Annotated in this window: 8 protein-coding genes and 1 tRNA gene; 3 read left to right on the top strand and 6 right to left on the bottom strand. The window is 65.7% G+C overall.

Going from position 1 to position 11664, the window contains the following annotated elements; translation table 11 throughout:
- Positions 1–87: 87 nt before the first annotated feature.
- The 4 genes from glgC to ASF09_RS16945 form a co-directional block, all read right to left on the bottom strand.
- Positions 88–1350, bottom strand: coding sequence for a glucose-1-phosphate adenylyltransferase (gene glgC, locus ASF09_RS16960; RefSeq protein WP_082444370.1), 1263 nt, complete (start codon positions 1348–1350; stop codon positions 88–90).
- 87 nt (positions 1351–1437) lie between these two features.
- Positions 1438–3600 (bottom strand): 1,4-alpha-glucan branching protein GlgB, encoded by a 2163-nt coding sequence (gene glgB, locus ASF09_RS16955; RefSeq protein WP_060527269.1) that lies wholly within the window; start codon positions 3598–3600, stop codon positions 1438–1440.
- Positions 3597–5993 (bottom strand): glycogen/starch/alpha-glucan phosphorylase, encoded by a 2397-nt coding sequence (locus tag ASF09_RS16950; protein WP_200912588.1) that lies wholly within the window; start codon positions 5991–5993, stop codon positions 3597–3599. Before ASF09_RS16950 ends, glgB begins: the two co-directional genes overlap by 4 nt.
- A gap of 186 nt (positions 5994–6179) precedes the next feature.
- A tRNA-Tyr gene (locus ASF09_RS16945) sits at positions 6180–6266 on the bottom strand.
- 161 nt (positions 6267–6427) lie between these two features.
- Between ASF09_RS16945 and rlmB the strand changes: the two genes are divergently transcribed.
- A complete protein-coding gene (gene rlmB / locus ASF09_RS16940; protein ID WP_060527267.1) occupies positions 6428–7171 on the top strand; it encodes a 23S rRNA (guanosine(2251)-2'-O)-methyltransferase RlmB in 744 nt (247 codons plus the stop codon).
- Positions 7172–7332: 161 nt separating this feature from the next.
- Here the strand turns inward: rlmB and ASF09_RS16935 are convergent, their stop codons facing one another.
- On the bottom strand, positions 7333–7650 hold the full coding sequence (locus ASF09_RS16935; protein WP_056055072.1) for a 2Fe-2S iron-sulfur cluster-binding protein: 318 nt from the start codon (positions 7648–7650) through the stop codon (positions 7333–7335).
- Positions 7651–7710: 60 nt separating this feature from the next.
- On the opposite strand from ASF09_RS16935, the gene ASF09_RS16930 reads away from it, so the two are divergent.
- Together ASF09_RS16930 and ASF09_RS16925 are read left to right on the top strand one after the other, a co-directional pair.
- Positions 7711–8334, top strand: a complete 624-nt coding sequence (locus ASF09_RS16930; protein ID WP_060527266.1) for a DNA-3-methyladenine glycosylase family protein — start codon at positions 7711–7713, stop codon at positions 8332–8334.
- Between the two features lie 315 nt (positions 8335–8649).
- Entirely contained in the window at positions 8650–9966 is a 1317-nt protein-coding gene (locus tag ASF09_RS16925) for an Nramp family divalent metal transporter (RefSeq protein ID WP_060527265.1), read from the top strand.
- Between the two features lie 102 nt (positions 9967–10068).
- Here the strand turns inward: ASF09_RS16925 and ASF09_RS16920 are convergent, their stop codons facing one another.
- Positions 10069–11586, bottom strand: coding sequence for a lipopolysaccharide biosynthesis protein (locus tag ASF09_RS16920; protein ID WP_060527264.1), 1518 nt, complete (start codon positions 11584–11586; stop codon positions 10069–10071).
- Positions 11587–11664 lie beyond the last annotated feature (78 nt).

Here is an 11664-nt window from a genome sequence, read left to right as displayed (position 1 = left end):
GGCGATACGCTCGCGGTGAGCCCCCTCCACCCTTCGCCGATGGCGAACGGTCCCCCTCCCCGTGCCGGGGAGGATTTGCGTCGGTCATCACGCGATTAGCCGGTCGATCATGGATTTGGTTACCAGTACCACGCCGTTGTCGGTGCGGCGGAAGCGTTGGAAGTCGGATTCCGCGTCTTCGCCGACAACAAGGCCGTCGGGGATTTCGACGCCGCGATCGACCACCACCTTCGACAGGCGCGCGCCGCGGCCGATCACGCAGTGTGGAAGGATCACCGCCTGATCCAGCATCGAGTAGCTGTGCGCGCGGGTGCCGGTGAAGATCAGGCTGCGGTGGATCGAGGAGCCGGAGATGATGCAATCGCCCGAGACTAGCGACGACACGGCTTCGCCGCGGCGGCCGTCGTCGGCGTGGACAAACTTTGCGGGTGGCGTGACCTCGGAATAGGTCCAGAGCGGCCAGCTGCGGTCGTAGAGGTCGAGCTTGGGCACGACATCCGTAAGGTCGATGTTCGCCTCCCAATACGCGTCGACCGTGCCGACGTCGCGCCAGTAAGCGTCGACTTCGCTACCCGAGCGCACGCAGCTGTCGGAGAAGCGGTGCGCGACCGCCTTGCCGTTTTTGACGAGGTACGGGATGATGTCCTTGCCGAAATCGCGCGACGATCCGGGGGTTGCGGCGTCGCGACGAAGCTCCTCGAACAGCAGCTTGGTCGTGAAGACGTAGATCCCCATCGACGCCAGCGCGATATCCGGGTTGCCGGGGATCGCGGGCGGATCGGCGGGTTTCTCGACGAACGCGGTGACGTTGTCGTGCTCGTCAACGGCCATCACGCCGAACCCGACCGCCTCCATCCGCGGCACTTCGAGGCAGGCGATGGTGACGTCGGCGCCGGTCTCGCAATGCTGTTGCAGGATCAGCTCGTAATCCATCTTGTAGATGTGGTCGCCGGCCAGGATGACCATGTATTCGGGCGCGTGGCTCTCGATGATGTCGATGTTCTGGTACACGGCGTCGGCGGTGCCCTCGTACCATTGGAACTCGCTGATCCGCTGCGACGCGGGCAGGATGTCGAAGCTCTCGTTGCGTTCCGAGCGCAGGAAATTCCAGCCGCTCTGGAGATGACGGATCAGCGAATGCGCCTTGTACTGCGTCGCGACGCCGATCCTGCGGATGCCCGAGTTGATCGCGTTGGACAGCGCGAAATCGATGATGCGCGCCTTGCCGCCGAAATACACCGCAGGTTTCGCGCGCGTATCGGTCAGCTCCATCAGGCGACTGCCGCGGCCACCGGCCAGCACATACGCCATCGCGTCGCGCGCCAGTGGCTGTCCTCGCCGTTCTACCATCGTAATCTCTCCATAATCGTCGGTGGTATAACCTCCCGGCACCCGCGGGTTGTTCCGTCGTTGCGCCGGATCGGTCTTCGAACTCGATCAGCCTTCGTATTCGAGCATGATCGTCGCCAGCGGCGGCAGCGTGACCCAGGCCGCACCATCCTTCGCGACGACGCCGCCGAGATTGCCGAGACCGCTACCCCAATAGTCGTGCGCGTCGCTGTTGATGATCTCGCACCAACGACCGTCGTGCGGCAGCGGTACGCGGTAGGGCGCGCGGGCGATCGGCGTCATGTTGGCGACGATCGCGATCGGCTTCGCACCGGGCGCCTTGCGCAACCACGCGAACACCGAATTGGTGGCGTCGTCGGCGACCAGCCATTCGAAGCCCTCCGCCTCGCAGTCGCGCGCGTGCAGCGCCGGCTTCTCGCGGTAGACGGTGTTGAGGTCGCGGACGAGGTTGCGGATGCCTTCGTGGCTGCGCGCGTTGCGCAGGTCCCAGTCGAGCGCACGCGCTTCCGACCATTCGCGACGCTGCGCGAATTCCTGCCCCATGAAGAGCAGTTTCTTGCCCGGATAGCCCCACATGAACGCGTAATAGGCGCGCAAATTGGCGAATTGCTGCCAGTCGTCGCCGGGCATCTTGGTGAGCAGCGAGCCCTTGCCGTGAACGACCTCGTCATGGCTCAAAGGCAGGACGAAATTTTCGCTGAACGCGTAGACGAGGCCGAAATTGATCTCGCCGTGATGATGCTTCCGGTGCAGCGGATCGCGCGCCATGTACTGGAGCGTGTCGTGCATGAAGCCCATGTTCCACTTGAACCCGAACCCGAGTCCACCGCTCTTGCCGTCGTCGCTCACGGGCGCGGAAACGCCCGGCCACGAGGTCGATTCCTCGGCGATCGTGAAGACGCCGGGGTGCTGGCCATAGATTTCGCGGTTCATGTCGCGGAGAAACGCGACGGCCTCCCAGTTCTCGCGGCCGCCGTCCGCGTTGGGAATCCATTCGCCGGCCTTGCGCGAGTAATCGCGGTACAGCATCGACGCGACCGCATCCACGCGCAACCCGTCGATGTGATAGCGCTCGGCCCAGAACAGCGCGTTGTTGACGAGAAACGACGCGACTTCGCGCCGGCCGAAATTGTAGATCGCGGTGTTCCAGTCGGGGTGGAAGCCTAGCCGCGGATCCTCGTGCTCATACAGCGCAGTGCCGTCGAACTTGGCGAGGCCGAACGCGTCGGTCGGGAAATGCGCGGGGACCCAGTCGAGCAGCACGCCGATCCCGGCGAGATGCGCGCCATCGACGAACCGCGCGAAACCCTCGACGTCGCCGAAGCGCGCGGACGGCGCGTAGAGACCGGTGGTCTGGTAGCCCCAGCTCGGGTCGTACGGGTGTTCGCTGATCGGCAGGAATTCGATGTGCGTGAAGCCCATCTCGACCACGTACGGGATCAGGCGATCGGCCAGTGCGTCCCAGGTCAGGAACCAGCCGTCGGAATCGCGGTCCCACGATCCGGCGTGAACTTCATAGATGCTGATCGGCACGCGGCGGGGATCGACCGACGACCAATGCTTGCGGTGATCGGTGTCGGCCCAGTCATGCGCGAGTTTCCGCGTGATCGAGGCGTTGGCGGGGCGGAGTTCGGACGCGAAGGCGAACGGGTCGGCCTTGAGCGGTTGTAGCTGGCCATCGGGGCCGACGATCTCGAACTTGTACGCGCGGTATTCGGCGATGTCGGGGATGAAGATCTCCCATACGCCGACGTCGCCGCGCTTGCGCATCGCGTGGCGGCGGCCGTCCCAGTCGTTGAAGTCGCCAACCACCGATACGCGCTGTGCATTGGGGGCCCAGAGCGCGAAGTGGACGCCGTGCGCGCCTTCGTGCTCGATCGGGTGCGCGCCCATCTTGTCGTGAAGGCGGCGGTGCGTGCCCTCGGCCATGAGCAGGTCGTCGATCGGGCCTAGTACGGGGCCGAAGCTGTAGGGGTCGGTGACCCACCACGAGGTGTCGCCCGCCTCGGCGTGGTATTTCACCGGCTGTTGCGTGCCGTCGATCGGCCCTTCGAACAGGCCGCGATCGTCGATGCGGGGGAGCGTGCCGAGCACGGTGCCGTCGAGCGCGTGCGCTTCCGCCGTGTCCGCGCCGGGCAGCCAGACGCGCGCGAACACGCCGGTCGGGCCGCTGTGGACGCCGAGCAGCGAGAACGGATCGTCGTGACGCCCTTCGAGGAGGGCAACGATGGCGCCTTCGGGTGGCTTCACATCACCGTCCAGATTTCCCGCGCATATTCGCGGATCGTGCGGTCGGACGAGAACCAGCCCACGCGCGCGACGTTGCGGACGGTCGAGGCGACCCACGCATCGCGATCGTTCCAGCGCGTGTCGACCGCGCGCTGTGCAGTGGCATAGCTGTCGAAATCGGCGGCGAGCATGAACCAGTCGCCCTCGTACAGCCCGCCCATCAAACCGGCGTAACGCGTCTTGTCGTCGGGCGAGAACACACCGGACGCTATCGCGGATACCGCCTGGCGAAGTTCGTTCGAGCCGTCGATGACGCTGCGCGGATCGTAGCCGTTGGCGCGCTTCGCCTCGACCTCGTCCGCGGTCATGCCGAAGATGAAGATGTTGTCGTCGCCGACCCGGTCCTTGATCTCGATATTGGCGCCGTCGAGCGTGCCGATCGTCAGCGCGCCGTTCATCGCGAACTTCATGTTGCCGGTGCCCGACGCCTCGAGGCCGGCGGTCGAGATCTGTTCGCTCAGGTCGGCGGCGGGGATGATCTTCTCCGCCAGCGACACGTTGTAGTTGGGCAGGAACGCGACCTTGAGCAGGCCACCGACCGACGGATCCGCGTTGATCCGGCGCGCGACGTCGTTCGCCAGTTTGATGACGAGTTTCGCGTTGTGGTAGCTTGACGCCGCCTTGCCCGCGAACAGCTTGACCCTCGGGGTCCAGTCTCGTTCCGGATGGCTGCGGATCTGGTCATAGAGTGCGACCGTCTCGATGATGTTGAGCAGTTGGCGCTTATACTCGTGGATGCGCTTGATCTGGACGTCGAACATCGCGTCCGGGTCGACGCGGAGCCCCATCGTCTCCTTGATATGATTAGCCAGTGCCACCTTGTTCGAACGCTTCACGTTCGAAAAGCGCTCCCTGAAACCGGAATCGTCCGCGAAAACATCCAGATCGACGAGCTTTTCGGCATCGTCGAGGAAGCCGTCGCCGATCGCATCGCGGATCAGCGCGGTGAGGCCGGGATTGCACTGCTGGAGCCAGCGACGCGGCGTAATGCCGTTGGTCTTGTTGTTGATCCGCGTCGGATAAAGTTTGTGGAGGTCGGCGAAGACCGTCTTCTTCATCAGCTGCGTGTGCAGCGCGGCGACGCCGTTTACGCTGTGCGAGCCCGCAAAGGCAAGGTTCGCCATTCGCACGCGCCGCTCGCCGCCCTCGTCGATCAGGCTGATCGCGGCGATCGCGCGGTCGTCTATGCCGTCCGTGCCACGCGCTTCCCGCAGCAGCTTGGCGTTGATCGCGTAGACGATCTGCATGTGGCGCGGCAGCAGGCGTTCGAACAGCGGCAGCGGCCAGCTCTCCAGCGCCTCGGGCAACAGCGTGTGGTTGGTGTAGCCGAAGGTGGCGCGCGTGATCTTCCACGCCTCGTCGAACGCGAATTTGTGGTGGTCGATCAACAGCCGCATGAGTTCAGCGACCGACACCGCGGGGTGCGTGTCGTTGAGCTGGATCGCGGCCTTGTCGGGCAGCGTGCGGATATCGCCGAAATACTGGATGTGGCGGCGGACGATGTCCTGGATCGACGCGGAGGAGAAGAAATACTCCTGGCGAAGGCGGAGTTCCTGGCCGGCGGCGGTGGAGTCGTTGGGGTAGAGGACGCGCGTAAGTGTCTCAGCACGCAACTGGTCGGCGAGCGCGCCGGTGAAATCGCCGGCGTTGAAGCGGTCGAGCTTGATCGGATCGAACGCGCGGGCAGTCCACAGGCGGAGCGTGTTGACGTGCTTGCCGCGCCAGCCGACGACGGGGGTGTCGACGGCGGTGGCCTCGACCGCCTCGGACGGGCTCCAGTGGATCTGGCCGCTGTCTGATGCCGTCACTTCGCCGCCGAAGCCGACGAAATAGGCGCTCTCGCGGCGTTCGAACTCCCAGGGATTGCCGTGCGCGAGCCAGTTCTCGGGCATCTCGACCTGCCAGCCATCGTCGATGCGCTGGCGGAACATGCCGTTCACGTAGCGGATGCCGTAGCCGTAGGCGGGCAATGCGAGGCTCGCCATGCTTTCCATGAAGCAGGCGGCGAGGCGGCCGAGGCCGCCATTGCCGAGCGCCGCGTCAGGCTCGATTTCCTCGAGTTCGGCGAGGTCGACGCCGTGGAGCTTCAAAGCCTGCGTGACCTCGTCGTTGCGCTGGAGGTTGGTCACCGCGTCGCGCAGCAGCCGGCCGATCAGGAATTCGAGGCTGAGATAATAGACGCGCTTGGCGCCGGCCGCGTGCGCCGCCTTGGTCGACGCCATCCAGCGTTCGACGATGTCGTTGCGGACGGTCAGGATCGTCGCGGCGAGCCAATCATGTGGGCGGGCGGCCTGCGCATCCTTGCCGATGCGGTGGACCAGCGTGTCGAGGATCGAGTCGGCCAGATCCTGGATGACGGGTGCTTGAACGGGCGGCTGTACGGCAGGATCTGAGGTCACGCGGTTTCCGAAATCGTTACGGTCGCGGCGATCCTAGCCGTCCGCGAGCCGATGTCACGCGGACTTCCTTCCCGTGATGGAAAAGAAGGTTGCCGATCAATGTCTTGATTTGGGGGAAGACCCATCACCGCGCTGGGGCGGTGGTGGACAGGGTAGGGTTCGAACCTACGTAGGAGAAACTCCGGCAGATTTACAGTCTGCTGCCTTTAACCACTCGGCCACCTGTCCAGGCCGCTTTTGCAAGCGCCGCTCTTTCAAGCGAGGCGGCTCAATGGCGAAGCGCGCTCGGTGTGTCAACGCAGGTTTTGCGAAGTTTCGTGGTTCATAGTTGCCGCGGGAGCGGAATGCCGACAAGGACGCGGCATACACAGACACGATAGAGAGCGAATATGGCACGCAAGGGACACAGGCCGAGCAAGGCACCGGCAGGCCGCCCCCGCTTCTGGGGCAAGCACGCGGTGGGCGCAGCGCTCGCCAATCCGGAGCGCACGGTGCGCAAGATCCTCGGCACGCGCGAGGCGCTGGCCGGGTTCGACCTGCCGGCCGACGTGCCGGTGACCTATGCCGAGGCGATGGATCTGGCGCGGCTGGTGCCGGGCGATGCGCCGCACCAGGGCGTGGTGATCGAGGTCGAGCCGCTCGAGGACATGTGGCTCGCCGACCTGCTTGAGCACGGCAAGGACGACAATCGTCCGCTGGTGATCCTCGACGGGGTGACCGATCCACATAACGTCGGCGCGATCTTGCGCTCGGCTGCGGCGTTCGATGCGCTGGGGATCATCACGCCTGATCGGAATGCACCGCCGGAGTCCGGGACGATCGCGCGGGCGGCTTCGGGGGCGCTCGAGAGCGTGCCTTGGATCCGGGTGGTGAACCTCGCGCGCGCTCTGGAAGAGATTGCAGCGGCGGGGTTCTGGCGGATCGGGTTGACCGGCCACGCGACGCAGACGCTGTCGGAAGCGATGGGCACGCAGCGCATCGCGATCGTGCTCGGCGCCGAGGGCGAGGGCATGCGCCAGAATACCGAGCAGCATTGCGACGAGCTGGCGAAACTGCCGATCTCGGAGAAGGTGGAGAGCCTCAACGTGTCGAACGCCGCGGCGATCGCGCTCTACGCCGTCACCACGCGGTAAATCACTCCCTCGCCCCTACGGGGAGAGGGAAGGGGCCCGCCGCACTTGCGGTGGGAAGGGAGAGGGGAGTGTGGCTCGGGACTTGGATCCCAACTCCCCTCTCCCTTCCGGCGCAAGCGCGCCTCCCTCCCTCTCCCCGGAGGGGCGAGGGACAGGGGGAATCAGTCCTCTTCGGCGATTCGGACTTTCAGGCCATCGAGTCCTTCGGTCAGTTCGATCTGGCACGACAGGCGTGAAAACTCATCCCGATCACTCGTCGAATCGAGCAAATCATCCTCGTCCGGCCCCATCGGCTTCAGTTTGGCCGCAAAGTCCGGGTCGACATGGACGTGGCAGGTGGCGCACGAGCAGCAGCCGCCGCACAGCGCCAGGATCTCGTCGATTCCGGCGTCGCGGATGACTTCCATCACCGAAAGGCCCGCCTCGCCGATGATCTCGCGTTCTTCCCCTTCGCGCGTCACGACGATAAGCTTGGGCATGTCATTCTCCGAAAAACTTCTGCGCGTTCATGCCGTTGCGCGCGCCAGGGATCAAGCATCATGGGCTTGAGCGCAGAGCAACTCGAAACCGCGATGGCGGCATTGTGCGAAATCGAGCCGGCGTTCGCGGTCGCGGTCGGCAATGCCGGCCACCCCGCACCGCGGATCAGCGAGCGCGGCTTCGTGACGTTGCTGCGGACGATCGTCGGGCAGCAGGTGAGCGTCGCCTCTGCGGCTGCAGTGTGGAACAAGCTCGACGCGGTGGTCGGTGGCGCAGGCGACCCGGCGAAGATCGCCGCCGCCAGCGACGAATTGCTGAAGAGCGCCGGACTGTCGCGCCAGAAGCTCGGCTATGCGCGCAGCCTCGCGGACGAGGTGACGAGCGGACGGCTCGACCTGACCAACCTGCCCGAGGACGACGAGGAGGCGATCGCCGCTTTGGTCCGCGTGAAGGGCATCGGCCGCTGGTCGGCGGAGATCTACCTGCTGTTCGCGGAAGGGCGGACGGACATCTGGCCGGCGGGCGACCTCGCGATCCAGATCGAGGTCGGACGGATATTGGGCCACGAGACCCGCCCCAGCGAGAAACTGACTCGCGAAGTGGCGGAGGCTTGGCGCCCGCATCGCGGCGCGGCGGCGATCTTCGCGTGGCATCATTACCAGGCGGATATGAAGGTCATCTGACCTCCTTGCTCCCCTCCCTGGAAGGGAGGGGGCGGGGGTGGGTCGGTTTCCACATGGTCTGGCGGTGGTGGCTCAAGCGGGCCTACCCACCCCCAGCCCCCCCTTCCAGGGAGGGGAGGCGCTTCCCATATATTGCTCGCGTACACCCGCACACGTCGGCCCGGCGAAAGCCGAGATCTCTCCATTCGAATGACTACACCCACCAACCGGATACCCCAGCTTTCGCTGGGGTGACGGAAGCGGGTCAGCGCATTGTCGCCCGACTTGCCAGCCACGCCTTGTTCCCTCTCCCTCGTTCCGGCAAAGCACCCCCCGATGTCAGCCCCCAATCTCCCCGCGTCCGGCTTCGCCAACTCGCTCGCCGAGAGCCACCGCACCGTCGTCGTCCCCGAAGGCGCGTCGTTCTGGCGGCGTCTGTTCGCGTTCGTGGGGCCGGGCTACCTCGTCGCAGTTGGCTATATGGACCCCGGCAACTGGGCGACCGACATCGCCGGCGGCTCCGCGTTCGGGTACACGCTGTTGTCGGTCGTGCTGCTGTCGAACCTCATGGCGATGGTGCTCCAAGCGCTGTCCGCGCGCCTCGGCATCGTCGCCGGGCTCGACCTCGCCCAGGCCTGCCGCGCGCATTATTCGAAGCCGGTCTCGGTCGCGTTGTGGTTCCTCTGCGAGATCGCGATCATCGCCTGCGACCTTGCCGAGGTGCTCGGCACGGCGATCGCGCTGAAGCTGCTGTTCGGCCTGCCGTTGGTTTACGGCGTCGTGCTCACCGCGCTCGACGTGTTCCTGATCCTCGCGCTGCAACGCTTCGGGTTCCGCAAGCTGGAGGCGTTCGTCATTGCGCTGCTCGTGATCATCGCCGGCTGCTTCATCTTCGAGCTGTTCCTCGCGCGGCCCGAATGGGCGGGCGTGCTTGGCGGGCTGGTGCCGACGACGCAGATCGTCACCAACCCGGCGATGCTCTACATCGCGATCGGTATCCTCGGCGCGACCGTGATGCCGCACAATCTGTATCTCCACTCATCGATCGTCCAGACGCGTGCGTTTGCCAAGGACACCGCGGGCAAGCGCGACGCGATTACCATGGCTACGATCGACGGCACCGTCGCGCTGGGTCTCGCCTTCTTCATCAACGCGGCGATCCTGATCCTCGCGGCGGCGACCTTCCACGTTGCCGGCCGGACCGACGTCGCGGAGATCGACCAGGCGTACGAGCTGCTCGCGCCGATGCTCGGGATGGGCGCCGCAAGCGTATTGTTCGCGGTCGCGCTGCTGGCCTCGGGGCAGAACTCGACGGTGACGGGAACGCTCGCCGGTCAGATCGTGATGGAGGGCTTCCTCAACCTGCGCATGCCGGTCTGGGCGCGGCGGCTGGTGACGCGGTTGCTAGCGATCGTGCCCGCGGTGTTCGTCGTCGGTGCCTCGGGCGATGCGGGGGCGACGAAACTGCTGGTGCTGAGCCAGGTCGTGCTCAGCCTACAACTTCCGTTCGCGGTGGTGCCGCTCGTCAAGTTCACCGGCGACCGCACGATCATGGGCGAACTGGTCAGCCCGGCCTGGCTGAAGATCTTCGCCTGGGTGATCGCCGCGGTGATCATCGGGCTGAACGGCACGCTGCTTTACGGGATGCTCTAGGCCTCGCGCCGTCATTCCGACGAAAGTCAGGATCCAGAGCCAAAGATCGTCATGCCTTGTAACCCTGGGTCCTGACTTTCGTCAGGATGACGGAGCGAGGGGTCAGGCGACGGGCGCACCGGCATTGGGGAGGCTCGGATCTTCGGCCTTGGGCTTCTTGGCGAACAGCGCGCGGTCGGCGGGGCCGAACGCGTATTTCCACAGGATGTAGAGATAGGTCGCAGCGATCGCGGGTTCACCGACCGCCAGCTCGACCCATTCGTAGCGTTTGGGCAGCGCGGTGAAGCCTGCGCCCACCACGATCGCGGCTAGTGCGGCCCAAACTAGCGGCCAGCGCCACGGCGAGACGCTGGTCCCGAGCAGATGGCCGAGCAGCTTCGACTTGATGATTGAGGTTAGGCCTACCGACAGCATCAGCGCGATCGCCGGGCCTGCCGCCTGGTAGTTGACCGGATAGCCCAGCGCGCGGATCGTGAAGATCAGGGCGAAGCTCAGGCCAACCTGGAACGCGAGCATTGCGGCCGAGATCATCAGGTTGCGGTGGCGGGCGATGTAGACGAGCGCGGATTCGCTGACCGCGCCGGTCGACGCGAGCACTTCGGCGGTGAGCAGGAATGCGAGCGCGGCGGTGCCGGCGACGAACTGCGGACCGACCACGCCCATCACCGCTTCGCCGGGAATCGACCCCATCAGCGCGAGGCCGCCCTGCGCCGCCATGATCCAGAACGCGACTTGTCGCACCTGGTTGGCGATCGCGGCGCGGTCGTTGATCGCGAGGCTGTGCGTGATGACGGGGCCGAGGATCGGGTCGAAGCTGGTCTTGAGCTTCTGCGGCAAGCTCGCGACCTGTTGCGCCATGTAGTAGATGCCGACGACCTTGGGCTCGAACATCACGCCGAGGATGAAGCGATCGACGTTGCGGCTGCCCCATTCGAGGATGTCGGCGCCGGCCAGCGGTACGTTGGCGCGGGCGAGCGCGTACAATGGACGGAGTTGGGGTTTCCAACCCCGCGGCACGCCGTAGCTGCGCAGGAACGGTACGAGGCTGGCGATCAGCGCCGCGGTCATCGACGCGACGTAACTGAGCACGAGGCCGTCGCGGATCGTGAAATACGAGAACGCCCAGGCGGCGATCGAGATCGTCCAAGGCTCGACGACTGCGCGGGCGGTGACGGCGGCCTTGACGTTGAGGCGGTAGGCGAGCGCGGCGAGGCTGACGTCGGACCAGGCGATCGCGACGATGATCAGCGGCAGGAACCGGTCGAGCCCGGTTATCGCGCTGTTCGGATACATGATCTGCGGAAAGGTGCAGAGGACGGCGCTGGCGATGAGCGAGGCGACGAAGGCCACGGCCATGGCGTCCCAGACGACGTTGGCGTGCGGGCGGTCGGCGCTGCTGAGCGCCTGGGCGAGACCGCGTTTCAAGCCGAGCGTGGCGAGCAGCGCGGCGAGTTCGACGACCACGACTGCGATGGCGAACCGGCCGACGAGGTCAGGACCGTAGATGCGACCGGCGATGAACAGGAACGGGATGCGCGCGGCGAGGCGGAGGACGAAGCCGGCGATGTTGGTCCGGCCGCCCTTGGCGAGCGTGTCGATATCCTGCGTGGCCTCGGTCACGCGCTCAGGCCTCCGTCACCCCGGGCTTGTTCCGGGGTCCACGGTGCCGCGTACTTATGGGCCAGCGAGTACGCGGCA

Origin of the sequence: Sphingomonas sp. Leaf242, assembly GCF_001422045.1 — a bacterium.
GTDB lineage: Bacteria > Pseudomonadota > Alphaproteobacteria > Sphingomonadales > Sphingomonadaceae > Sphingomonas.
The sequence above is the reverse complement of the archived record's forward strand: the minus strand, read 5'-3'. Positions and strand labels throughout refer to the sequence as shown.

What these genes read in the sequence shown, in the direction of transcription:
- ASF09_RS16930 (WP_060527266.1), top strand. Translation starts at nt 7,711, where the DNA reads ATGGGCTTGAGCGCAGAGCAACTCGAAACCGCGATGGCGGCATTGTGC.
- rlmB (WP_060527267.1), top strand. Translation starts at nt 6,428, where the DNA reads ATGGCACGCAAGGGACACAGGCCGAGCAAGGCACCGGCAGGCCGCCCC.
- ASF09_RS16925 (WP_060527265.1), top strand. Translation starts at nt 8,650, where the DNA reads ATGTCAGCCCCCAATCTCCCCGCGTCCGGCTTCGCCAACTCGCTCGCC.
- glgC (WP_082444370.1), bottom strand. Translation starts at nt 1,350, where the DNA reads ATGGTAGAACGGCGAGGACAGCCACTGGCGCGCGACGCGATGGCGTAT.
- ASF09_RS16935 (WP_056055072.1), bottom strand. Translation starts at nt 7,650, where the DNA reads ATGCCCAAGCTTATCGTCGTGACGCGCGAAGGGGAAGAACGCGAGATC.